This window comes from Rosettibacter sp. KY25 (assembly GCF_057554405.1).
This window is the reverse complement of sequence record NZ_BAAJAO010000001.1, coordinates 270,202-295,978: the sequence shown is the minus strand read 5'-3', so window position 1 is coordinate 295,978 and position 25,777 is coordinate 270,202. Positions and strand designations below refer to the sequence as shown.

At 30.9% G+C, this 25,777-nt stretch carries 22 protein-coding genes; 6 read left to right on the top strand and 16 right to left on the bottom strand.

All coding sequences use genetic code 11. The features are described from left to right. The 6 genes from AC27L2_RS01325 to AC27L2_RS01300 all read left to right on the top strand — a co-directional run. On the top strand, positions 1 to 116 hold a 116-nt coding region (locus AC27L2_RS01325; RefSeq protein WP_487209853.1), incomplete at its 5' end, for a tyrosine-type recombinase/integrase. Between the two features lie 4 nt (positions 117 to 120). Continuing rightward, positions 121 to 1,323, top strand: coding sequence for a hypothetical protein (locus tag AC27L2_RS01320; protein ID WP_487209848.1), 1,203 nt, complete (start codon positions 121 to 123; stop codon positions 1,321 to 1,323). A 3-nt stretch (positions 1,324 to 1,326) separates the two neighbouring features. Further along, complete coding sequence (locus AC27L2_RS01315; RefSeq protein WP_487209847.1) at positions 1,327 to 3,189, top strand: ABC transporter ATP-binding protein; 1,863 nt, start codon at positions 1,327 to 1,329, stop codon at positions 3,187 to 3,189. A 17-nt stretch (positions 3,190 to 3,206) separates the two neighbouring features. Further along, positions 3,207 to 3,965 carry a glycosyltransferase family 2 protein gene (locus tag AC27L2_RS01310; RefSeq protein WP_487209846.1) on the top strand — a complete coding sequence of 253 codons (759 nt, stop codon included), beginning with the start codon at positions 3,207 to 3,209 and terminating at the stop codon, positions 3,963 to 3,965. A 4-nt stretch (positions 3,966 to 3,969) separates the two neighbouring features. After that, entirely contained in the window at positions 3,970 to 4,851 is an 882-nt protein-coding gene (locus AC27L2_RS01305) for an NAD(+)/NADH kinase (RefSeq protein ID WP_487209845.1), read from the top strand. Beyond that, positions 4,826 to 5,377 carry a thioredoxin family protein gene (locus tag AC27L2_RS01300; protein ID WP_487209844.1) on the top strand — a complete coding sequence of 184 codons (552 nt, stop codon included), beginning with the start codon at positions 4,826 to 4,828 and terminating at the stop codon, positions 5,375 to 5,377. The genes AC27L2_RS01305 and AC27L2_RS01300 overlap by 26 nt, the downstream gene beginning before the upstream one ends. Positions 5,378 to 5,435: 58 nt before the next feature. Here AC27L2_RS01300 and AC27L2_RS01295 read toward each other — a convergent pair whose 3' ends face one another. From AC27L2_RS01295 to smc, 16 genes are all read right to left on the bottom strand, one after another. Continuing rightward, the gene (locus AC27L2_RS01295; RefSeq protein ID WP_487209843.1) at positions 5,436 to 6,614 is read right to left on the bottom strand and encodes a KamA family radical SAM protein; all 1,179 of its coding nucleotides are present in this window, start codon (positions 6,612 to 6,614) and stop codon (positions 5,436 to 5,438) included. 17 nt (positions 6,615 to 6,631) lie between these two features. Further along, positions 6,632 to 7,102, bottom strand: coding sequence for a GNAT family N-acetyltransferase (locus tag AC27L2_RS01290; RefSeq protein ID WP_487209842.1), 471 nt, complete (start codon positions 7,100 to 7,102; stop codon positions 6,632 to 6,634). Continuing rightward, on the bottom strand, positions 7,080 to 8,138 hold the full coding sequence (locus tag AC27L2_RS01285; protein ID WP_487209841.1) for a D-alanine--D-alanine ligase family protein: 1,059 nt from the start codon (positions 8,136 to 8,138) through the stop codon (positions 7,080 to 7,082). Before AC27L2_RS01285 ends, AC27L2_RS01290 begins: the two co-directional genes overlap by 23 nt. Then, on the bottom strand, positions 8,135 to 9,226 hold the full coding sequence (locus tag AC27L2_RS01280) for a D-alanine--D-alanine ligase family protein (RefSeq protein WP_487209840.1): 1,092 nt from the start codon (positions 9,224 to 9,226) through the stop codon (positions 8,135 to 8,137). The genes AC27L2_RS01285 and AC27L2_RS01280 overlap by 4 nt, the downstream gene beginning before the upstream one ends. A 93-nt stretch (positions 9,227 to 9,319) precedes the next feature. Next, complete coding sequence (recG, locus tag AC27L2_RS01275; protein WP_487209839.1) at positions 9,320 to 11,497, bottom strand: ATP-dependent DNA helicase RecG; 2,178 nt, start codon at positions 11,495 to 11,497, stop codon at positions 9,320 to 9,322. A gap of 77 nt (positions 11,498 to 11,574) precedes the next feature. Continuing rightward, entirely contained in the window at positions 11,575 to 12,576 is a 1,002-nt protein-coding gene (locus AC27L2_RS01270) for an NAD(P)H-dependent glycerol-3-phosphate dehydrogenase (RefSeq protein ID WP_487209838.1), read from the bottom strand. Beyond that, positions 12,576 to 13,256: a glycerol-3-phosphate 1-O-acyltransferase PlsY gene (plsY, locus tag AC27L2_RS01265; RefSeq protein WP_487209837.1), complete on the bottom strand. Its 681-nt coding sequence runs from the start codon at positions 13,254 to 13,256 to the stop codon at positions 12,576 to 12,578. The genes AC27L2_RS01270 and plsY overlap by 1 nt, the downstream gene beginning before the upstream one ends. 54 nt (positions 13,257 to 13,310) lie before the next feature. After that, positions 13,311 to 14,006, bottom strand: a complete 696-nt coding sequence (gene ispD / locus AC27L2_RS01260; protein ID WP_487209836.1) for a 2-C-methyl-D-erythritol 4-phosphate cytidylyltransferase — start codon at positions 14,004 to 14,006, stop codon at positions 13,311 to 13,313. A 73-nt stretch (positions 14,007 to 14,079) separates the two neighbouring features. Next, positions 14,080 to 15,117 carry a tRNA preQ1(34) S-adenosylmethionine ribosyltransferase-isomerase QueA gene (gene queA / locus AC27L2_RS01255; protein WP_487209835.1) on the bottom strand — a complete coding sequence of 346 codons (1,038 nt, stop codon included), beginning with the start codon at positions 15,115 to 15,117 and terminating at the stop codon, positions 14,080 to 14,082. A gap of 77 nt (positions 15,118 to 15,194) precedes the next feature. After that, the gene (gene ppdK / locus AC27L2_RS01250) at positions 15,195 to 17,981 is read right to left on the bottom strand and encodes a pyruvate, phosphate dikinase (RefSeq protein ID WP_487209834.1); all 2,787 of its coding nucleotides are present in this window, start codon (positions 17,979 to 17,981) and stop codon (positions 15,195 to 15,197) included. An 18-nt stretch (positions 17,982 to 17,999) separates the two neighbouring features. Then, positions 18,000 to 19,079, bottom strand: coding sequence for a tetraacyldisaccharide 4'-kinase (gene lpxK / locus AC27L2_RS01245; RefSeq protein WP_487209833.1), 1,080 nt, complete (start codon positions 19,077 to 19,079; stop codon positions 18,000 to 18,002). Further along, complete coding sequence (locus tag AC27L2_RS01240) at positions 19,067 to 19,732, bottom strand: lysophospholipid acyltransferase family protein (protein WP_487209832.1); 666 nt, start codon at positions 19,730 to 19,732, stop codon at positions 19,067 to 19,069. Before AC27L2_RS01240 ends, lpxK begins: the two co-directional genes overlap by 13 nt. Next, positions 19,719 to 20,843: a lipid-A-disaccharide synthase gene (lpxB, locus tag AC27L2_RS01235; protein ID WP_487209831.1), complete on the bottom strand. Its 1,125-nt coding sequence runs from the start codon at positions 20,841 to 20,843 to the stop codon at positions 19,719 to 19,721. Before lpxB ends, AC27L2_RS01240 begins: the two co-directional genes overlap by 14 nt. 11 nt (positions 20,844 to 20,854) lie before the next feature. After that, entirely contained in the window at positions 20,855 to 21,439 is a 585-nt protein-coding gene (locus AC27L2_RS01230; RefSeq protein ID WP_487209830.1) for a methyltransferase family protein, read from the bottom strand. 6 nt (positions 21,440 to 21,445) lie between these two features. Then, complete coding sequence (locus tag AC27L2_RS01225; RefSeq protein ID WP_487209829.1) at positions 21,446 to 22,168, bottom strand: MtnX-like HAD-IB family phosphatase; 723 nt, start codon at positions 22,166 to 22,168, stop codon at positions 21,446 to 21,448. Between the two features lie 5 nt (positions 22,169 to 22,173). Continuing rightward, complete coding sequence (gene smc / locus AC27L2_RS01220) at positions 22,174 to 25,767, bottom strand: chromosome segregation protein SMC (RefSeq protein WP_487209828.1); 3,594 nt, start codon at positions 25,765 to 25,767, stop codon at positions 22,174 to 22,176. Between the last annotated feature and the right edge of the window lie 10 nt (positions 25,768 to 25,777).

The following is a 25,777-nucleotide window of genomic DNA, read 5'->3' as shown; positions in this document are numbered from 1 at the left end:
TAAGAGCAGTTCAGGAAATGCTGGGACATGCAGATATTTCAACAACTCAAATCTATACTCACATAGATAGAGAATATATTAAACAGGTTCATCGAGACCATCATCCGCGTGGTTAATAAATTGAAATCACACATAAAAAATATTTTAATTTTATTTTCATTATTAATTTTATTAAGCTGCACTAAAACAAAAATTAATGATGAATTAAATTACTCATACTCTATATGTCTTGCGGAATTCTCATCCCTTAGCGATGCCTACAATTATAGAGATAAATTAAACAAAGATTTATCAGATAGCATTACAATAAAAAATTTATCATCTAAGAGGTATCTGATTCTATATGGCAATTATACTAATTCATTCAATGCGGGAAAGAGAGCATATCAACTTCTCAATGACTATTCGATTAAAAATTATAAAATTTTTCACAATGATGATTTTGTTAATGACCAATTTGCAAATATTTTATTTGTTGCAAATTATTCTGGAAGACCATCACTTTATAATTTTAATTTAATTACAAAACAAATAAAACCATTATGGAGCCGCTGGGGAAGAAAAGTACTAACAATCAATCATTTTCAAAATAGAAGCAAAGCTTTTGTTACTACAGCATTAAGTTACAAAAAACTTGGGGCTTTCCCTGATATTAAAGATGTTCGATTGTACTTATTTGATTTAGAAACAAATAAAATTGACGAGGTCTATTATTTTGGCGATGCAATTCAATTATACACTTATTGGGAAACTCAAGATACTTTCAAAGTTAATCTGACATTTTCTGATTCAATAAAACCAGAAATCATTATTCAAAATATTTTTTCATTTGATAGTAATGGACAACTTACAGAAATAAAGAAAAGAGAATTTCAAATATTAAAAGATGGTTTTCCAAAACCACCGGTATTAAAGCTTGCTGTAATTTCTCCAAAAGGAAAATATCAAATAAGAAATATTAAAGAAAATGGAAAAAGTTATATTTATCTTCGGGATGTAACTAAAAATTCAGAAATTCTTCTTTATGAATATGAAGGAGTAATAAAAAATATAATCTGGAATGATGACGAAAAATTTTGTTTTATGATTATAAGATTAAATAAAACAAATCAAAGTGAATTATTAATAATTGATGCAAATGTTATGCAGGTTAAAAAAAATTATTATGGTCCTGAAGACCAGAATTTATTAGTTCATGGAAACTTCCTATTTTTTGATGAACAAAATAACGGGATTAGACAAATAGGAATTTATAATTTGAATAATGATGCAATTTATCATCGAATTCAATTTTATGACGGTTGCGGAATAAATAATTTGTGAGTTATGAAAACATATTTGAGAATTATAAGTTATATCAAGCCATTCTGGAAATATCTTGCTGCTTCAATAATTTTTACAATTTTTTCAGCATTGCTTGATGGTGCATCAATTTATTTGTCAATACCCTTGCTTGATACACTTTTCCAGCAAAAAGGTGTAGGCTCAGGAAATTCAGTTCAAAATCTTAATGTAATTCAGAACAAAACAGACAACTGGATTTCTCAATTTATTAATGAATTAACATCGAGTTTCAAAGAATTTATTTTTAGTGGTTCTACATCTGAAATATTATTCAAAATTTGTTTCTTAATCGTAATTGCATTTTTAGGCAAAAATCTTTTTGGATATCTGCAGGCATATTTTCTTGCTCATGTTGAACAAGGAATGATTCGCAATTTAAGAAATGAAGCTTATCAGCATCTGCATAAACTTCCAATGAGTTTTTTTAAGAATGAAAGAACAGGTAATTTAATCTCAAGAATAATGAATGATGTAAATGCAGTTAACTCGAGTGTATCTGCAGTCTTTCTAAATTTAATCAGAGAACCTCTTAAAATAATTGTATTTCTTGGTATCGCAATTGCAATCAGCTGGCGGTTGACTTTATTCTCACTTGTAGTTCTTCCATTTTCTTTGGTAATAATTAGTTACATTGGATTAATTTTAAGAAAGCAGAGTGGTTTATTGCAAGCAAAGATGGCAGATTTGACTAATCGGCTTCATGAAACTATTACTGGTGTTAAAATCGTAAAGGCATTTGGAATGGAAGAATATGAGAACAAGAAATTTTTTAATGAAACACAAAACTTTTTTAAGCTTTCTCTTAGAATTACACGCATAAGAAACATTGCAAGTCCAACTACAGAATTTTTGAGTGTAATTGTCGGAGTAGTAATTATTTATTTTGGAGCACAACTTGTTCTGGTAGAAAAGTCAATTACTGCAAGTCAATTTATTGGATTTTTATTTGCAATATTTCAACTAATGCCGCCAATAAAAGAACTCAGCAGCGTTAACAATCGTATTCAGGAATCAAGTGCTGCTGCAGATAGAATTTTTGAAATACTTGATACTGAACCAAATATTAAAAATGTTGAAAACCCAATTTCGATTAATGACTTTAATGACTCAATTGAGTTTGAACATGTTTATTTCAAGTATGATGATTCCGATGATTATGTTTTAAAGGATATAAACTTTAAAGTGGAAAAAGGAAAGATAATTGCACTTGTTGGAAGCAGCGGTTCAGGTAAAACTACACTTGTCGATTTAATCCCAAGATTTTATGACCCAACAGAAGGCAGAATTTTACTTGATGGAATTGATATAAAAAATATTCGTTTAGAAGATTTAAGAAAACTAATGGGAATTGTTACTCAAGAAACGGTTCTATTTAATGAATCTGTTAGAAATAACATTGCCTATGGTTTGACTGATTGTTCAGATGAAAAAATTATTGAAGCAGCAAAAGCTGCAAATGCACATAATTTCATAATGGAACTTCCGCAAAAATATGACACAATTATTGGCGAGAAAGGAACAAAACTTTCAGGTGGACAGCGTCAACGAATTGCAATTGCAAGAGCATTACTGAAAAATCCTCCAATAATGATTCTTGATGAAGCAACATCTGCACTTGATAATGAGTCAGAGGTTCTCGTTCAGGAAGCAATTGAAAGACTTATGCAGGATAGAACTGTTTTTGTCATTGCTCACAGGCTAAGCACAATAAGGAATGCAGATAGAATTCTTGTAATTGAAAGAGGAAAAATTGTGCAGGATGGAAAACATCAAGATTTGATTTATGAAGAAGATGGCATTTATAAAAAATTATATGAGCTTCAATTCAAAGACATTAATTCATAAAAAATTTAGAAGTGAAAGTGAAATTATCATCAATAATAATTGCAAAAGACGAAGAAAAAAACATTAAAAGATGCATTGAAAGCCAGCAAAATATTATTGATGATATTATTGTAATGATAGATTCTCGTACAACAGATAAAACATTTCAAATTGCTTCTTCATTTCCCAATGTAAAATGTGAAATTGTTGAATGGAAAGGTTATGCACAAACAAAAAACTATGCACTTACCAAGACAAATCATGACTGGGTTTTGTGGATTGATGCTGATGAAGAAATAACAAAAGAACTTGCTGAAGAATTACATGCATTTAAGAATTCAAATCCATATTATGATTCATATTATATTCCACGACGTGCTTATTTCCTGGGCAAATGGATTAAACATTGCGGCTGGTATCCTGATTATGTGTTAAGATTGTTCAACAAAAAAAATGCACATTTTAATAACAAAGCAGTTCATGAAAATCTAATTGTTGATGGTAAATCTGGTTATTTCAAAAATCCATTAAATCATTACACAGACCCATCAATAGAACATTATTTGAATAAATTGAATATCTATACATCACTTGCTGCAGAAGAAATTATCTCTAACAATAAAAAAGTTACATTAATTGATATTTTGTTTAGACCAATTTTTCTTTTTTTCAAAATGTATATTTTGAAACTTGGCTTTTTGGATGGATTGCATGGATTAATTTTATCAATATTTTCTTCATTTTATGTTTTTACAAAATATTGTAAAGCATGGGAAATTAAAATAAATAAATGGTAAAGAAATGATACTCGGCATAATACCAAATGTTACTAAATCGGAAATATTGAAAGTGGTTGATACAATTGTTGAAGAACTTCGGGAAAACAATCTCAAGTTTTTTATTTGTGATTCATTATTGAAAAAGAAAAATGAATTCACTCCAAGATTGAATGACTGTAAATATGTTTCATTAAATGAATTGATTAATGTATCGGACATGGTAATTTCGATTGGTGGTGATGGAACAATGTTAAATACAGCTTATGAAATTAGAAATACAGGTAAACCAATTATCGGTGTGAATCTGGGTAAGTTAGGATTTCTTGCAGAATTTGATATAGAAAGTTTCAAAGAATTTATACCAGAATTAATTTCAAATGATTACACTATTGAAGAAAGAATAGCATTAATAGGTACCATTAATAACAAAGAGGAATTTTTTGCAGTGAATGATATAGTTATAGATAAAGGTTCTTGGCCCAAGATGATTGAATTATCTATTGAAATAGATAATGAATATGTATCAACATTTTCTGCTGATGGAATTATTATTGCAACGCCAACAGGTTCGACTGGTTATTCACTCTCAACAGGGGGTCCAATCATTACTCCAAAGTCAAATGTTATTACATTAAGTCCAATTGCACCTCATACTTTAACTATGAGACCCCTTGTAATATCGAGTGAACAAAAGATTGCTATAAAAGCACAATCATTGTACGGAACGGTTCACATTAGTTGTGATGGTCAGCGTTCAAATGTTTATGATTCACCTGCGGAAGTAATAATTGAAAAAAGCAAAACTAAAATACAACTCGTCCATTCCAAAAGAAAAAGTTATTTTGAAATATTAAGAAACAAATTATTCTGGGGGTTAGATGTGCGCAAATTCAATAACAAATAATTTTTTGAGAACAATCATTCTTCTGTTGCTTATCAGCTTAAAAATAATTTATGCACAGGAAAAATGTAATTTGCTGATTGATGAAAAAACTGGCAGTCCAATGTTAACCGGTTTGGTTGATAAGAAAGTATTTTTGGATTCAAGTGAATATAAACCTTTTTCGAACTGGTTTAGAAAAGAGTATGAAAGTTATAATGCAGATAGCACAGTCGTTGATTCATTAAAAAATCTAAATTTAGAAAACATCACTATTGATGTAATAATGGGGACCTGGTGCAGCGACAGTAGAAGAGAAATCCCAAGATTAATCAAAATTTTAGATGCAATAAAATTTAGCTCAAAAAACTTAAAAATAATTTGTGTCGATAGAAATAAAAACGCTGGTGAAATTGATTTGAGTAATTATGATATTAAACTTATTCCTACCGTTGTAATAAAAAGAAATGAAAAAGAAATTGGAAGAATAGTAGAAACACCTGCAGTATCTGTGGAAAAAGATTTATTAAATATTATAAATCAAAATTGAATCATACTTAATTAAAGAAAATCAAGGGGTGTCTGTTTTTTTTAGACAGCCCCTTTTACTAATTCTCGCTTGTCTCTAATTGTGGAATTTCAATTGTAGTTATGTTTTTATAGTTCTTTGGTTTCTTTGTATTTCCATTTTTCTTATTAGAAATTTCAATAGGAATATGTGAATCTTCTTTTAATTCTGTTTTCTCATGCTTTGCTTCACGATAAATATAAATTTCATTTTTATAATTTCTCATCACAATTTTATCTTCATCTCGATGTAAAATGTATTGAGGCAGAACTGGGATTTTACCTCCACCACCAGGAGCGTCAATCACAAAATGTGGAATTGCTAAGCCGCTAATATTTCCACGAAGTTTATACATTATTTCCAATCCTTTATCAAGAGTTGTGCGAAAATGATTGGCTCCTCTTGTTTCATCTGCCATGAATAAATAATAAGGTCTGACTCTAATTTTAAGAAGTTTTAAAAATAATTCTTTGAGAACTTCTGCATCATCATTTACGCCTTTCATTAATACTGCTTGATTATTAACTGGAATTCCTGCATCAACAAGCATTTCACATGCTTTTGTACTTTCTGGAGTAATTTCCCATGGATGATTGAAATGAGTGTTAACATAAATTGGATGATATTTTTTCAGCATCTCTACAAGTTTTGGAGTTATTCTATGAGGCAGAACACATGGCATACGTGTTCCAAGTCTAATAATTTCTATATGAGGTATTTGTCTTAATCGCTTTAATATTTTTTCGAGCATTGTATCGGTAAGCATCAATGGGTCGCCGCCAGACATAATTACATCTCTAATCTCTGTATGTTTTTCAAGATACTTAAATGCAGATTCAAGTTGTTTCATTGATATTTTTTCGGAGTTTCCTACTTTTCTTTTTCTTGTGCAGAATCGGCAATACATACCACATTGACTTGTTGTGAGGAACAATGCTCTATCAGGATAACGATGAGTAATATTTGGTACAGGGCTCATTGCATCTTCTTGCAGCGGGTCTTCATAGCCAGATATATCTTCCAGTTCTTTTACATCCGGAACACATTGAAGCCAGATTGGATCTCCCGGATATCTAATTAAGCTTAGATAATATGGATTAATCCTTGCCTGGAAGAATCCATCAAGTTCTTCGGCTACTTTTCTGTCTAAGTTGAATTTTTCAACAAGCTGGTCGACCGAGTGAATACTGTCCCTTATCATTTGCTGCCAGAGTTCCATAATGATTGCCCTTTAATTTATTTTAAGTATTTACCAAATATTATGAGATTATCGTTTATTGTATAAAAATCTTTTATTTCAGCCAGAACCGAATAGTTATTTCTCAAATAAAAATTTCTTGTTGCAAAGTAACTTTCTTTTGATGAAGTCTCTGCTAAAATCCATCTGCCTTTTCTTTCTTTAACAAATTCTTCTGCATGCATCAACAATTGTTTCCCTATTCCTTTATTCTGCTTTTTTGGATTTACTACAATCCAGTATAAATCATAAACGCCATCAGTCAAAGCTCTTTTTCCAATACAATAATATCCATCAATTTCATTTCCATTTTCGTACACATAAATGTTATAGTATTCATGTTCAGGATTTGAAAGAACTTCATCAATTAATTCAACTGCAACTTTTTTTTCTTCTTCATTAAAATTATCTGTACAATTAATAATTTCAATTAACTTGTTTCTGTCATTATATTGCAGCTTGCGTATCATAATTTTGTCTTTGTAATGCTAATTCAGTTATTTTGTATAAAACTTCTTCGTAACTGATACCAGCTGCAGCAGCAGACCTTATAAATCCAGCATCTGGTGAAATATCCGGATTCGGATTTACTTCTATTACATATGGAATATTTTCTATGCTTAGTCTTATATCAACTCTGGCATAATCTCTGCACTCTAAAGCCTCAAATGCTTTCAATGCAATTTGTTCAATTTCAGATTTTACTTTTTCTTCAAGTTCAGCAGGGCATTTTGGAACAGTATTTTTGTAATAAGTACTTTCAGGGGACCACTTAGCTTCGTATGTAATTATTTTGGGCAAATTTTCTGGAAGACCATCAAAACAAATTTCTGAAATTGGAAGTATCTGATTTCCAAGAATTGCTACATTTAATTCTCTTCCCTCAATGTATTCTTCGATTAATACTTCTTGATTATAATTTTCAAAAAGATATTCAAGTTGTTGTTTTAATTCTTTTGAATTATTTATAACTGAGTATTCAGAAATACCAATGCTTGCATCTTCTCGGACAAGTTTTGTTATAACTGGAAATTTACATTTTAATTCAGATGATTTTGGGAATTGATTTACTTCAGCAATAAAATATCGGGGTGTTCTAATTCCATGCGACTTTAATATTTGTTTGGTTCGAACTTTGTTTAAGCAGTTTCCAAGGCATAGTGAATTATTTCCTGTAAATGGAATGCCCAGCAATTCATATAAACCTGCAATATAACTTTCAAGATTTGAATTGCCCTCAACAGATTCAACAAAATTTACAATTACATCAGGAGAATAATATAAAATTTTTTTGAGGGACGACTTGATATCACTGTTTACGGCAAGTGTGTTGACTTCAAGAAATTTTTTACTAAGTATTTTCTTAATATTTGAAATCTGTTTTAAGAAATCTCTTTCGGATAAATCGATATTATCATTTTCACTATTTGGTTCTTTGCCTAAATAATTTTTATAGTAACGAACTGGTTCATTATAACAGATTAATATTTTCCGTTCAATGTTCATACTAAATTATATCTTTTAGCTGCTGTGAATAAAACTTTATTAATCATTTCTGCATAAGAAAGTCCAGCTGCACGTGCAGCTTTTGGAAAACAAGAATTATCATCAGGGTCAGGAAGAATTCCTGGTAAAGGATTAATTTCAAGTACATTTGGCTCGCCGTTGCTATCGAGTCTAATATCAATTCTGCTCCAATCTCTGCATCTTAATATTCTGTAGGATTTGAGAGCTACATATTTAATTTTTTCTTCAAGATTATTATCAATTTTTGCTGGACAAGAAAAAATTTTCAAAGGATTATCACGAGTATCCACAATCCATTTCGCCTCGTATGAATAAATTGGCATTAAACCTTCAGGCAGTTCATCAAAATTAATTTCAACAATTGGAAGAACTTCTACATCAGAATTATTCCCGATTATTGCAACTGTAAATTCTCTTCCCGGCAAATATTCTTCAATAATAAACGGCTGTTTATAAATTTCAAAATTGTATTCTAATCTTTCTTTTAATTCATCAAGGCTGTTCACAAAAGATGAATTAAATATACCTTTACTTGAACCTTCTCCAACTGGTTTTATAATAACAGGAAAATTAAGATTGAAGTTTCTTAAATCATTTAGAGTTTCTGCATACAAAAATCTTGCGGTTGGAATTTTATGATAAGAAAGAATTTCTTTTGTTCGAGCTTTGTCTAAGCATGTTGCAAGCGTTAATGGGTCAGAACCAGTATAAGGAATTTGAAGCATATCCAACATTGCTGGTATTTGTGCCTCTCTGCTTATGCCATTTGCACCTTCAGCAATATTAAAAACAATGTCTGGTCTATACTTTCTAAATTTTTCATAAGCATCTTCATTTGCTTCAATCATAATAACTTCGTTAAAGAGCTCAAGTGCATCTTTAACAGCATTAATTGTTTCAAGTGTATCCCACTCAGCATATTTATCGAATAAAATTTCTTTTGTGTTCTTTTGAAGAGAGAGAGATTTGCCTTCGAAAGAATTTTCTTCTTCCGGTTTTAAATTATATGTAAGTGCTACTTTGAACTTCCTATTTAGTAAAAAAGAACTAATACAAAATCCTTCCAATTGTTTGTTACCAATATACTCATTTAAAATTTTTTTTCAAGAAGTTTATTGCAAAAAAAATTTTTTGTGATGAAAAAAAATTTTTGTGAAGTGTTAAGCTATTTGAGAAAGAAAAAGATTGTGTTGATAATTTTCTTTTAAAACTTTTTTGATGATAAAATTTTTTTCTAATGATAAATGTGGATCGTTATTAATAATGTTGAATGCAGTTTCTTTAGCATCATAAAGAATTTCTGAATCTTCAATTATGTCAGAATATTTTAATTCAGGTAATCCACTTTGCTTTGTTCCAAAAATATCTCCAGGACCTCTAAGCTTTAAATCAATTTCCGATAACTCAAATCCATTGTTTAATTTTACCATTGAATTTAATCTTATAATTGTTTTGTTCTTTTCTATTTGTGCTGGTGATAAATAATCAAAGTTAAAGTCGAATTGATTTGTTCGAACAGCAAATTCATCTTTTGTTATTAAAATGCAGTAAGCTTGTTTATCACTTCTTCCAACTCTTCCACGAAGTTGATGTAATTGAGATAAACCAAATCTAAAAGCATCATTAATAACAATAATATTAGCATCAGGTATATCAATACCAACTTCAATTACAGTTGTTGATACCAGCACATCATATTTTTTAGCAGCAAAATCGAGCATTACTTTTTCTTTTTCCTGCCACTTCATTCTGCCATGAATAAGCCCAATATTCAAATCTTTCAAATAATTTTCTTTTAAGCTGTTGTAGTAAGATTCTGCAGCTTTAAGCTCAGATTTTTCTGATTCTTCAATTAATGGATAAACAAGATAAGTTTGATATCCTTCTTTTGCTTTATCTCTAATGAATTTATAAACATCTGGTAATTTGCTTTCACCGCGTAATACTGTTTTAACAGGTTTTCTGTTTGCAGGCATTTCATCAATTGTTGAAACATCAAGGTCTCCATATAATGTGAGAGATAATGTTCGCGGGATAGGCGTTGCAGTCATAATTAAAACATCTGGATTCAATCCTTTCTTAATTAATTCTGACCTTTGCATAACACCAAATCGATGTTGTTCATCAATAACAACAAGACCAACTTTATGGAAATCAACATTCTCTTCAATTAATGCATGTGTGCCGATTATAATTTGAGCTGTTCCATTTTTAATTTCGTTGAGAATTTGTTCGCGTTCAGATTTTTTTTGCCCTCCAATCAATAAATTTACTTTTATGTTCATTCCTTCAAGCATCTTTGTAATATTTTTATAATGCTGGTCTGCTAATATTTCTGTTGGTGCCATAAGAATTGCCTGACATCCATTAGTTACAACTATTAACATAGCAATTAAAGCTACTATTGTTTTCCCGCTTCCTACATCTCCCTGAAGCAAACGGTTCATAGGTTTATCACTTTCAAGGTCTTTTCTTATTTCATGTAAAACTTTCAGCTGTGCTTTGGTTAACTGGAAGGGGAGAGAATTTAAAAATTTTTTAATTGGTTCAGGCTTCACTTTAATAAGAAAATTTTTTCTTTTGCTTCCAATTAATTTTTTTCTTAATGCAACAAGACATTCAAAGTAAAATAGTTCCTCAAATTTCAAACGCTTTTTGGCTGCAAGCAGTGATTTGCTATCGATTGGAAAATGCATGTTTTTTACAGCTAAGTTAAGAGGAAGAATTTTTTTTTCTTCAATAAGATATTGCGGAAGAGTTTCTTCAATACTATCAGAATATTTTTCTACTGCTTGATGAATAATTTTTCTTAAACTAAAATCGCCAAGGTTACTGTCTCTTAATTCTTTTGGAACTTTGTAAAATGGAATAATTTTTCCGGTATGCAAAAATTCTGTTGATTCATTTTTCGAAATTCTATCAAAATCAGGATGAACAAATTGAAGATGACCATATTTTGTTAAAACAGGTTTTGATGAAATTGCAAAATAATCACCTTCACTAAAAACATCCTCAAAATATCTTATCCCTTGAAACCAAACACACTCAAATATTCCTGTTGAATCTTTCATTCTAACTTTGAAAATACTTTTTTTCCCATAGCGGATTGTTTCTTTATCAATCACTTCACCTAATATTGTTACTTCTCCTTGATAACCATCTCGAATGTATTGAATAACTTTTATGGAATTTAATATTGTTGAACGGTCAAGATATTTTGAAGGGAAATAAAAAAGTAAATCGCGAATGGTATTAATTCCAATTTTAGAAAATGCTTCAGCTCGTTTTGGTCCAACAGATTTTAAGTATTGAACAGATGTATCAAGATTTTCTGGCATGTGATAAAATTTTTTTGAGAAAATATAATAAATAAAGAAAAGAATTGTTTATTAAAGAAGAAGCAAAATGAAAATAATTACTCGTCTTCTGCTTTCATTTCACGAGTCATTAATTCGTATGTAGCTTTGATTGGGTCCAGGTCTTCGTAAAGAATTTTGTAGACTGCAGTGCAAATTGGTGTTTCAATTTTATGTTTGATTGAAAGTTGATGCACAGAACGGCTTGTTTCCACTCCTTCTGCTACCATCTGCATTGATTTTAGAACATCTTTTAATTTTTTCCCCATTCCAATTTGTTCACCAACATATCTATTTCTGCTGTGTTTACTCATACAAGTTACAATTAAGTCTCCCATACCTGAAAGTCCAGAGAATGTTTCCGGTCTTGCGCCAAGTGCAATTCCAAGTCTGGATATTTCAGCAATGCCTCGGGTCATGATTGCAGCTTTAGTGTTGTCTCCAAATTTCGCACCGTCAACAATTCCGGCACCAATTGCAATCACATTTTTTAATGCACCACCATATTCAACTCCAAGAATATCTGTTGATGAATAAACTCTGAAGTATGAAGTTATAAATGTAGATTGAATTTGTTTTGCTGTATCTCTGTCAGAAGATGCTGCAACCACGGCAGTTGGAATTTTTCTACTCACTTCTTCTGCATGACTTGGTCCGGAAAGAACACCAATTTGTGAAGGAGATATTTTTTTTATTTCATCAAGAATAATTTGAGATACTGTTTTAAGTGAGTCTTTTTCTATTCCTTTAGCAACATTAACGAAAGTTGTATTTCTGAAATTGAAATCTTTCATCTTAACCAAAACACTACGGATGTATTGAGTGGGAATTGCAAGTACAATAAAATGTTTGTTTTCGCAGCTTTCTTCGAGAGAGTGTGTAATTTTAATTTCTTTAGGAATTTTTATTCCGGGTAAATAAATTTTGTTTTCTCTTGTTTTGTCAAGAACTTTAGCGTAGTGACTTTTGTATTCCCACAAAGTAACATCGTGACCATTATAGAATAACAAAATTGCTAAGGTTGTGCCCCAGCCACCTGCACCTAAAACTGAAATTCTCATTACACGTTATTTTTTGATTTGCCCGATTTTGAAAATGAAATTCGATGCTCTCTTCCTTTTAAAAGACGGTCAATGTTTTTTCGATGTGTATAAATTACCAGCAGTGATAATGCAATTATGAAAGGCAGGATTGTATTATAACCAGGTATATGAACGCCAAAAATATTTTCTCTTACTATTAAAATTATTGGTACAGATACTGCTGCTGTAAGAGAACCAAGAGAAACATAACGAGATAGATAAACCACAATCAAAAAGATTCCTAATGCAAAAAGCATGTCAACAGTAATTATTGTAATTAAAAATCCAAGTGCAGTTGCAATTCCTTTACCACCCTTAAATCCGGCAAATACAGTCCATATGTGACCAATTACAGCAGCTACACCACAAAATATTTGAATAAGAGTAAAATCATCAAAAGGAGTGATATTGTTAAATGGAATATTGTCAAGATACATTCTTGCAATTATTACAACTGCTACAGCACCTTTGAGTGCGTCAAGAATTATTGTAAGTAAACCCCATTTCCAGCCAAGTACTCTGAATACATTGGTACCACCAGCATTTTTGCTGCCATAGTTTCTTATATCAATTCCTTTTACAAGTCTGCTTATAATGATACTTGTTGGAATAGAACCAACTAAATATGAAAGAATTATTACAAATACTAAGTTTAACATATTACCTAAAAATTTTTGTGTTGAAAGTTAGATAAAAACTAATAGATAAACAATTCAAAAGTTAATAACGTTCATGTTTTGTGAAATTGAAGAAAAAAGTATTAAGTCATCTTTAGTTGTAATCTTAAAATTAAATGCAGAACCTTCAACAATTTTAATTTTGTAACCTGCATTCTTTACAATCATAGATTCATCGGTTCCAATGAAATTTTCTTTTTCTGCTTTTTTCATTGAGTCATAAAAAATTTTGTACTGGAAAATTTGAGGAGTTTGAACATAGTAAATTTCTTTTCTGTCAATATAATCTTCTACGAGTTCATTACCTTTAATCAAAGTATCTTTTGCTTTAATTGCAGCGATTGCACTTCCATAATTAATTGCTGTTTTAATTGTATTTTCTAAAACAGAAGTGGGAAGCAATGGTCTTACTGCATCATGAACAACAATCAAATCATTATCATCAGCAATAATTGATTTAACAGCATTGAATACAGAATACTGTCTTTCATTTCCACCCTCCACGATTCGAGTAATTTTTGTAAAAGAATATCTTGATTTAATTTGGTTTAATAATTCAAAATAATCTTTCTGAGAAGCTATAATAATTTCATCAATTAATTTGCATTTTTGAAATATTTCAATCGTATAGGCAATTATTTCTTTCCCATTGATTTGGAGATATTGTTTTGGAATTTCTGAATTAATTCTTGCGCCTTTTCCGCCGGCTGGTATAACTGCAAAAATTTTCATTTCTTTTATTGATTAATTAATAAAAAAAATCCCGGGTTTGAACTGTGATGTTTAAATCCCGGGATTCAGAAAATTAAAGAATAAGCATCGCATCGCCGTAGCTTAAAAATCTATATCCTTCTTTAAGAGCTTTTTTGTATGCTTTCATAATAAAGTCGTAACCTGCAAAAGCAGCAACAAGCATAAGTAAAGTAGATTCAGGTGCATGAAAATTCGTAATAAGCTTTTTTGTTATCTTAAAATCATATGGCGGGAAAATAAATTTATCCGTCCAGCCTGCATTAGGTTTCGAGAACCCGTCAGCAGTAACACTGCTTTCCAATGCACGACATGTGCTGGTTCCAACAACAAAAACATTTTTCTTTTCCCGCAATGCAGTGTTAATTACATTAGCAGTTTCTTCAGGAATTTCATAATATTCAGAATCCATCCGATGTTTTGTTAAATCTTCTACTTCTACTGGTCTAAATGTGCCAAGACCAATATGAAGAATTACAGGAACGAATTTAATTCCTTTCTTTTCAATTTTTTTAACAAGCTGAGGTGTAAAATGTAATCCTGCAGTTGGAGCAGCTACTGAACCATCAACCTCAGCAAAAATTGTTTGATAGTTTTCTCTGTCTTCTTCAGTTGGTTCACGTTTAATATATGGAGGAAGGGGAGTGGTTCCAATTTTTTCTATAGCTTTGTAAATATCACCGGCATCTTCATTAAATCGAACTGTTCTGCCGCGCGATGTTGTATTATCAATAACTTCACACCAGAGATTATCATTAAAGTAGATTCGATTACCAATTCTTACTTTTCTTGCTGGGTCTACAATTACATCCCAGATATTTTCTTCTTTGTTAAGTTCTCTTAGAACAAATACTTCAATTTTTGCGTTGGTTCTTTCTTTTTTTCCAATTAATCTTGCCTGCATAACTTTTGTCTTGTTGACAACAACAACATCACCTTTTTCCATATAATCAATTATATCAGAGAAAATTTTATTCTCTATCTCTCCTGTAGCTCTGTTTAAAACCATTAATTTAGCTTTATCGCGCGGAGAAACAGGAAACTTAGCTATTGCAGTTTTAGGCAAATTATATTTGAAATCCGATAGCTTCATTTACTCTCCTCTTTACTCCTTTTGTTTATTAAAATTTGTGCAGCGCAGAAATTAACTCTGCGCCGCACTATAGTTAATTATTTCTTTTTTGATTTTGCTGATTTTTTTACAGTTTTTTTAGAAGCTTTAGCAGCATTCTTTTCTTTAACAACTGCTTGAGCTGCTGCCAAGCGTGCAATTGGTACTCTAAATGGTGAACAGCTTACATAATCTAATCCAATTTGATGGCAGAATTCTACTGATTTTGGTTCACCACCATGTTCACCACAAATTCCAATTTTTAAATCAGGACGAGTTGCTCTTCCACCTTGAACTGCAATTTTCATTAGTGTACCAATTCCTTCTTGATCAATTGATTGGAATGGGTCTTCTGGAAGAATTTTCTTTTCAAGATAATCTGGCAAGAAGCCGCCAATATCATCTCTTGAAAATCCAAATCCCATTTGTGTTAAGTCGTTTGTTCCAAATGAGAAGAATTGAGCATATTCAGCAATTTTGTTTGCAGTCAATGCGGCTCTTGGAATTTCAATCATTGTTCCAGTTAAGTGTGGAATTTTCTTTAATCCAAATTTTTCACAAACTTCAGCATGAACTTTATTAATAATATCGTATTGATGTTTGAGTTCTTTAACATCACATACAACTGGAATCATAATTTCTGGGAATGGCTTTTTGCCTTCTTTAATTAATTCTGCAGCTGCCTCAAAAATTGCTCTAACTTGCATTTCTGTAATTTCAGGATATGTTATTCCAAGACGAACACCGCGATGTCCCATCATAGGATTATTTTCATGTAATGAATCAGCGCGTGCGTTCAATTCATCAAGAGTAATTCCAAGACTTTCAGCTAATTTAGCTCTTTCATCTTGACGGTTTGGAACGAATTCATGTAAAGGTGGATCGAGTGTTCTTATTGTAACTCCAAATCCATCCATTGCCTCGAGTGTTCCTTTGATATCATTTTTGACATATGGGAATAATTCATCGAGAGCTTTTCTTCTTTCTTCTTCAGTTTTAGATACAATCATTTTACGAAGAATGAAAAGCGGTTGTTCGGAATCTTTGCCATAGAACATGTGTTCGGTTCTGAACAAACCTATACCTTCGGCACCAAATGCTCTTGCTTTAGTTGCATCTTCTGGAGTATCTGCATTAGTTCTAACTTTTAATTTTCTAACTTGGTCACATAATTTCATGAATGCCTGGAAATCAGGATTTTCTTCTGCAGCTTTAACCATTGGAAGTTCACCAAGATATACAACACCTTTCGAACCATTGAGTGTAAGCCAATCACCTTCCTTAACGGTATGTTCACCAACTGTAAAATATTTTTCTTGATAATTAATTTTGATTGAACCTGCACCAACTATACAGCATTTGCCCCAGCCGCGTGCAACAAGAGCAGCATGTGAAGTCATTCCACCGCGCGCAGTTAAAATTGCCTGTGCAGCTCGCATTCCTTCGATATCTTCAGGATTTGTTTCTTCTCTTACAAGAATTACTTTCTTGCCTTGTTTTACCCATTCAACTGCATCAGTAGCAGAGAAGACAACTTGACCACTTGCACCACCAGGTCCTGCAGGTAAACCCTTAGCTATTGCGGTTGCATTCAATTCTGCTTTCGGGTCAATAATTGGATGCAGCAATTCATCTAATTGTGATGGATTTACTCTTAAAATTGCTTCTTCTTTTGTAATTAATTTTTCTTTATACATATCAAGTGCTATCTTGACTGCAGCTGGTCCATTTCTCTTACCTACACGGCACTGAAGCATGTAAAGCTTTCCTTCCTGAATTGTAAATTCGATATCAAGCATATCACGATAATGTCTTTCAAGAATTTTCTGAATTCTGTTCAGTTCCTTGTATGTTTCAGGCATTGCTTTTTCAAGTGATGGGAGATGTGCATTATGTTCAGATTTACCAATTTCATTGATTGGATTTGGTGTTCTTATACCAGCAACTACATCTTCTCCTTGTGCATTTGGAAGCCATTCACCATAGAAATATTTTTCACCAGTTGCTGGATTTCTTGTAAATGCAACACCAGTAGCCGAAGTATCGCCCATATTTCCAAATACCATTGATTGAACATTTACTGCAGTTCCCCAATCATCTGGAATACCTTCAAATCTTCTGTAAGCAACAGCTCGTTTTCCCATCCAGCTCTGGAATACAGCTCCAATTGCACCCCATAATTGTTCCATTGGGTCTTCAGGGAAAGGTTTGCCAAGAACTTCAAGAACTTTTGCTTTATAAATTTCTACTAATTCTTTTAAGTCATCAGCAGTCAATTCAGTATCGCTCTTATAACCTTTAGCTTCTTTCATTTTATGAAGCTCGGCTTCTAATTGTTGACGAACACCTTTACCTTCTTCAGGTTCAATTCCGGCTGCTTTTTCCATTACAACATCGGAATACATTTGAATGAGGCGGCGGTGTGAGTCGTAAACAAAACGAGGATTATTTGTTTTCTTGATTAATCCTTCTCTTGTTTCGTTATTTAATCCAACATTCAAGATTGTTTCCATCATTCCTGGCATAGAAGCACGAGCACCAGAACGAACTGAAACAAGAAGCGGATTATTTTTGTCGCCAAATTTAGCACCCATTTCTTTTTCTACTTTTGCGAGTGCTTCTTTTACCTGCTTTTCTAATTCTTTTGGATATTTTTTATTGTTTTTGTAATAAGCAGTACAAACTTCGGTTGTAATAGTGAAACCAGCAGGAACTGGCAAACCGATGTTTACCATTTCTGCGAGGTTTGCACCTTTACCACCTAAAAGTTCTTTCATATCTGCTCTGCCTTCGGCTTTTTTGCCGCCGAAATAATAAACATACTTAGGCGTTTTTGATTTTGCCATTGCATTACCTCCAATTAATTAAGTTAACGATTCTTTTGTTATAGTGTCTTTTTTGTTTATTGTGTTAAGAATTATTTCTTCAAATTGTTCCTGATTTTCAAGCTTCAACTCAATTTTCAAATAATAAATATCAATATCATCTAAATCCTTGGAAAACTTTGTTAGCTTCACTGCATCTTTCTGCGTTGTTAAAACTGAATATGCATTTGTATCATAAAATTTTTTCCGTATGCTTTGAATTTCTTTTAATGTATAATTTTTATGGTCAGGGAAAATCATTTTATTTGTAATATCAATTTGATTATTCTCAAGCACACTCAAAAATGAATATGGTTTTGCTATTCCACAAACAACAAGACTTTTTTGACCTCTGAATTCTTCAAGCGAAAATTCTTTGTGAGTTTTAACATCATAAATTCCACTGGCAATATAATATCCATAAAAGATTTTTTTGTTGTCGAAATATTTTAAAAGTTTTGATGGAATTTCTGTCTTTTCTGCAAATTTCCTATTTATAATTACAACATCTGCTCTTGAAACAGAATCAAATGGTTCACGCATCATCCCAAGAGGCAAAAGTCTTTGCTCGCTTTGGTTAACTTTGTTTAAAAATCTTTGGTCGAATATTAATATATCAAGGTCACGATACAACCATCTATGCTGAAATGCATCATCCAAAATTATAACATTAACAGATGAATCTTTTATCAATCTATTTGCTCCTTCAACTCTTCTTTCAGAAACGGCAGTTGGTAAATTGGTTTCAGATGAAATTAAATACATTTCGTCACCACATTCATCCACAGTTGTTCTTATTTTTTTTCCATCAGAAACAAATAAATATCCATGAGTTCTTCTTCTATAACCTCTGCTTAAAATTCCAGCATTGATTTTATATTTTTTCATTAAATCAGCAAGAAAAATTACTGTTGGTGTTTTTCCAGAACCTCCAACTGTTAAATTTCCAACTGAAATCACAACTGCATTAACCTTTTTTATTTTGAAAATTCTTTTATCAAACAAGTAATTTCTAAGTTTAACAACAAATGCATAAACAAATGTCAACGGCGATAATATTATTCTTATTAGCTTAAGCAAAGTCTTAATGCATCCTTTTGTAAATTATTTAATTTATCTTCACAATCTAAAATAAACTTTGATGTTTCTTCATAAGTTAAATTAGCATCTACATAAATCGGTTCTGAATATATTACGCATATACGACTAAAAGGCAAAGGCACTTCAAATCTATCCCAGCTTTTCAAATTAATTTTTTTATTACATGCAATTCCAATTAAGAATAAAGGAACACCGGTTTTTTTTGCAGCAACAACTGCTCCAGCTTTCATTTTGTAAATTGGTCCAGTTGGACCATCAGGTGTAATTGCAAGTGAGTAATTTTGTTTTAATAATTCAACCATGTCTTCCATTGCTTGATTTCCGCCAATGTGACTTGAACCACGAACAACTTTGTAACCCCACTTTTCAAGAACATGAGCTAATAAATCACCATCTTTGCTTTTGCTTACAAGAGCAGCACAATTAGATTTTTTATGCAAGAACCATCCAGTTATCATAAATCCATGCCAGAAAGCAGCAATGAAATTTTGTTCACCTGAAATTAATTTTTCGGAATTCGCACTTTTATGAATTTTTATTTTACAAGTTTTTAAAAGAACATTTATTGCAATATCGGCTATATAAAATCCAATCTTCCTTAAAATTCTTTTTTGAAAATTACTTAGCTTCATTCATTACAGAGTAAATTAATTTAGCAGCTTTTTCTGATGCACCTGATTCACCTAATTTTGATTTAAGCATCATTAATTTTTTTTTCAGCTCGTAATATTTTGTTTTATCAGATAAAATCCGAAAAGATTTTTCGTAAATATTATCTGCTTTCAAATCAGATTGAATTAATTCTTCTACAAGTTTTTCTTCGAGTAAAATATTTACCATCGCTATGCTGTCTAATTGAACAACCAGACGACCAAGCCAGTATGTTAGAAAATTTGTTGCATAAACAACAATAAAAGGTAATTGAAAAATTCCTGCTTCAAGTGTAGAAGTTCCAGATTTTATTATGCCAAAATAAGAATATTTGAAAAGATCATAAGTATGACCTTTTATGATTTTATAATTTTTATAATTGCTCAAATTATTAAATATATTTTCGTTGATATTATCTGCACAAGCTACAACAATTTGAAGATTAAAAATATCTGCAAGTCGGTTTGCAGCTTTAATTGTTTCCGGGAAAATTTTTTTTATCTCGTGTTTTCTGCTGCCAGGCAGTAATAGAAGTATTTCCTTTCCTTTAACTAAACCAAATTTTTCATAAAGTTCTTCTTTGGTAATAAAATTATAATTTTCAATATGTTCAATTAATGGATGTCCAACATACACAGCATCAATGCCGTAATCTTTATATAATCTTTCTTCGAATGGGAAAACAACAATCATCTTATCTACATATTTTTTAATTTTTTTAATTCTTTTTTTCCCCCAAGCCCAAATTTGCGGGGAGATGTAATAAATAATTTTTCTTCCAAGTTTTTTAAGTTTCTTTGCAAGTTCAAGATTAAATCCTGGATAATCAATTAGAATTACGGTTTCTATATTTTTTTTAATTGTTGTATTGATTAATTTTTTTTGAACCTTCTTAATAAAAGGTAAATGCCTGATTATTTCAACTAGTCCAAGAAAAGCCATTTTTTTAATATGAAAAAGAGCATTCATTCCGGCATCAATCATTCTATCGCCGCCAATCCCAAGAATCTCTATCGATGGCTCAATATTTTTTAATTTTTTTATTAAAGCAGCTCCGTGTAAATCTCCGGAGGATTCTCCTGCTATTATCATCAATTTCTTATTCAATTTGTTACCACATAAAGAATTATTAATAATAAAATTGTAAGAGAAATTGCCTGCAAAGTTCTTCTTTCCGATTTTAAGCCAGCCTTTAAATTAAAAGGCGGTTGTTCAATATCTGGATTTTTATATTTCAAAAAAGTTGGAATCCATCTTGGAACAGAGTTATAATAATCTTCGTAATGTTTGCCAAATTTATTTTTCAAATAAGTTTCTTCTTCTTTAATTATTGTTTGATACTGCCAGATGAAAAATAAAATTGCAATAATTAACAAGTAGGGATAAAGTGCCATTGACATTACACCAATACCAGTATAAATTAAAATGTTCCCGAAATACAATGGATTTCGAACATGAGCAAATGGTCCTGATATAACAAGATAAGTTCCACCGACATTCCCTGTAGTTCTTGTTTCACTTCCAGCATATGAAACTCCCCATAGTCTGAAAAATTCTCCAATTAATACAATTATGAAACCAGTAATCATACTAACAATTGTTGCTTTTTGAAAAATAAGCATCAGAATTAGAAAAGGTATTGGTGTATAGCTTCTGTACTTGAATATTTTTTTAGCAAAGTTGTTCACGGTAATTTATCCTTGTATATATACTTCTTTTCTTTTTAGTTCAGCTTGATATCTTTTCTTTAATCTTTTTTTTTGTTTTAATTCTTCGAGCTTTTTTATTACATCATTAAAATCTGAATAGGGGAAATAAGTAATTCTATTAATCTCACAGTATTTCAATAAAGATTTTTTTGCAAAAATAAAATCACAATATTGAGCAGGGCATACATCAGAATATCCATCGCCAATGTAAATGCTGTATTCATCATCGCCGCTGAAATTAAGAACATGATTTCTTTTGCAGTTAGCGCATCTTTTACATTCTTCATCAGTGTAAGGAAAAATTGGAATTAGATTTCCATCTTTATCAAAATTCAATTTGTTCGAATAAACTTCGAGATGAGATAAATTTTCTTTGGATAAAATTTTGTTGATGTAATAATCAAGCCCGTCGCTTAATATTCTTACTTCATAATTATTTTTATTGCAGTAATCAAGAAAAATTTTGAAGCTGTTGTCAATTTCAGATGATAACAGGAATTCATCAAATTTTTCTAAATCAAGATTATTTACTGTTTTGCAAAGCAATTCCCAAGATTGACGGGCATTAATTTTTTCATTAATCCAATCGTTCACAATTTCCTTTGCTCTTTGAGCATCACCAAATTTCAAAAACATAACTTCGCCAATATCTTCTTTAGTTATTGTCCCGTCGAAGTCAACAAATATTTTAAAGTTTTTGTCGTTCATAATTTTTAGTCTTGATATTCAGGTATTTCTTCGAATCTAACACCAACAAGTTTTGAAATTCCTTCTTCCTGCATTGTTACGCCGTACATGGTTTCGGCAGCTTCCATAGTTCTTTTATTGTGAGTTACAATTATAAATTGAGTATCCTTGCTGAATTCTTTCAACAATTTTGTAAATCTATCGATATTTGCATCATCAAGCGGTGCATCAACTTCATCAAGTATACAAAATGGACTTGGTTTAACAAGATAAATTGCAAAAAGTAATGCAGTAGCAGTTAAAGTCTTTTCACCTCCTGAAAGAAGTTCAATTGAAGTTGGGCGTTTCCCTTTTGGTTTTGCTATTATTTCAATTTTTGCTTCGAGTGGGTCTACATTTTCTTCTAATGTTAAATCTGCTTCGTCTTCAGGATTAAAAAGTGTTTGAAAAATTTTTATAAAGTTTTTTCTTATCTGCTCAAAAGTATCAAGGAAAAGTTTTTGAGCAGTTTCATTTATCTCATGAATAGTTTTGATTAAATCTTTTTCTGATTCAATCAAATCATCGCGCTGCTGATGTAGAAAATCCAATCTCTTCTTTTCTTCTTCATATTCAGAATAAGCAAGCAGATTTACAGGACCAAGATTTTTAAGCTTTTCCTTCAATCGATGAACTTCTTCAGCTGTCTCATCATAGTTAAATGTTTCCAAATCATCAAATTGTTTAAGCTCAATATCTATAGAATAATTTTCTTTAATGTGTTGTGAAATGCTTTCGAGTTTATAGTTAATTTCATTTTCTTTGATTTCAAGTGAATGAATTTTATCAGAAATTTCCTGGCGCTGATTTCTTAATTCTCTTAGCTGATTTTCATATTTGGTGGCTTCTGCTTTTATACTTTGAAGCTCGCTCTCAATTTTATTTTCTTCTGCAGTCAAAATATCTTTCTGTGAAGAAATTTTTTCGAGTTCATTTTTGAGATTATCTATGTAAGTTTTTAGTGATTCTCTTTCAGATTTATTTTTTGATAAATCATTTTCTCTTTTTTCAATTCCTTTATGTGTGTTAACAATTTCGTTTTCATAATGACTTATTGTATTGGAAATATTTCTTATTCTTCCTTTGATTCTTTCCAGCTCAAGCTTTTGTTCATTAAATGAATTAATCATCGAAGAATATTCTTCTTCAAAAGATTGAACTGATTTTTCAAATTCATGAATTCTGCTGTCAAGATTCTCTCGATTTTCATAAAGAAGCTTGAGTAAATTGTTTATTTCTTCAAGCTGATTATCTAAAGAATTTGATTTCTCTGCCAGTTCCTGAATTTCTTTTCTTGATGCTTCAATTTCCTCATCAGATTTTTTCTTTTCATATTCAAGCTGAGAAATTTGTTTTTCGATATTGGCAATATCATTGGCAATCAATTTTTCTTTGTCGCTTAAGTTTTTTAAATCTATTGAGGCAATTTTTTCTTCTATTTTAGAAATATCTGATTTTATTTCTTCAAGTCTTGATTCTTGTAAAGGATATTCATTCTTAAGATTTTCGAGAAGTTGTTTTCTTCCAAAAATTGTTTCATCTTGTCTTGGCAGTGAACCAGCTTCGATTACTCCATTGCTTTGAATTATATCACCTTCAAGTGTCACAAAACTAAACTCTGGATATTTCTTGAATAAAGATAGTGCACTTTCAAAATCATTAATTATTGCAATAGAAGAAAGAATTTGTTCGAAGTATGATTTCCATTGTGTGGTTGTTTCTACAAAATCTTTTGTCCATCCGACAAAAGATTTTTCTTTCTCAATCTTTTTAATTTTTTTCTTCAAAGTGAAATGATTGATTTTATCTAATAAGGAAGTTTTTTTATTGAAATTACTCTTCAGCAAAATGAACGAAGCTTTTCCAAGGTCATTTTTCTTCAAGTAACTGATAGCAGTTTGAAGTTCATCAATATTGTCTATAATTAAATTATTCAGTGCAGATTTTAAAGCAGCTTCGAGAGCAAATCGATATTGTTCTTTTGTGTTGCCGATATCGGCAAAAATAATTTTTTCTTTTTCTGTCCAGCTTTTGTTTTCAAGAAGAACTTTGGAACCGCTTGAAAGTCCTTCAAGGTTTGTGATAAGAGCCTGAAGGAAATTGATTTTTTCTTTTAAGCCGGCTAATAATGTTTTCTGTTCAATCTCTTTTTCTTTCAGTGAATTTAATTTTTTCTCCAGTTCTTCTTTTTCTTTTTGATAAAGAGTTAATTGTAAACCAGCTTCGTTTAATTTTTTTTCTGCTTCTGCTTTTTCATTAGTAAGTTCTTCAATATATCCTACAGTTTTAGCAATTCTGTTAGTGATGTTTAAAATTTTCTGATTAAGTTTTTCAATTTGTTCATTATGATTTTTGATTTCTTTTTTGAGTGTGTTGGAATAATTTTCTTTATCGGATATTTCCTTCAATAATGAATATCTCTCTTCATTAAGCTGTTTTAATGAATGTCTCTTTTCTTCAAGCAATGCTCTTTTTTCAGAAATTATTTTTTCATATTCGCTTGCTTTAAGATTTTTTTCATTTAGAATGTTATTAAGTTCTTCTAATTCTTTTTCGGAATGTTTTTTAGCTTCTGAATATTTTTCAATATTACTTTTTAACTCTTCAATTTCTTTTTCAATTCTAACCTGATTGTTAGAAAGAGAATTTAATTTCTCTTCAGAAACTGAAAAAGATTTTTGTAATTGATAAAGCTGATTTGAATATTCTGAAATTTCTAATCTTTTCTTGTTTAACGCAGATTCAATAGAATTAATTTGATTGCGGTAAAAAATTAATTCGTTCTCGATTTTTCTAATTTCTTTATCTGTTTCATCTTTTTGAGAGATTAACGAAGAAATTTCATTAGAAAGATTTTGTTTTTTCTCGTGATATAAAGCAAATTCTCTTTCAGCTAAATTTAGTTCTTTATCGCGAAGAACGGATTGAATTTGAGTGTATTGGTCAGCTCGTTTAGCCTGTCGTTCTAAAGAACGGACTGTTTTTTCAACTTCAGAAACAATATCATTAACGCGTGTTAAATCTGCTTTTATGTCATCTAATTTTTTTAATGATAGTCTTCTTCTGAGTTTGTATTTATTTACACCAGCAGCTTCTTCAAATAATCTTCTTCGTTCGTCGGCTTTGCTGCTTAAAATTGTTTCAATCATTTTTAATTCAATTACTGAATAAGCATTTGTTCCAATTCCAGTATCCATGAATAAATTAGTTATGTCTTTTAAGCGGCAAATATTTTTATTGAGCAAATATTCACTTTCTCCTGAGCGAAAAATTCTTCTTGTTATTGTAACTTCAGAATATTCTGTTGGCAAGATTCCTTTGTCGTTAACAAGGGTTAAAGAAACTTCTGCCATTCCCATGGGCTTTTTTTCGCGGGTTCCATTGAAAATTACATTTTCCATTTTATCGCTTCGAAGTGTGGTTGTTTTTTGTTCACCCAACACCCATCGAATGGCATCAACAATATTGGTTTTGCCGCATCCATTTGGACCAACTATTCCAGTAATACCGCGATTAAAATTTATTACAGTTCTATTTGCAAACGACTTAAAACCAAATATTTCTAATTTGGATAGAAACAATTCTTACTCC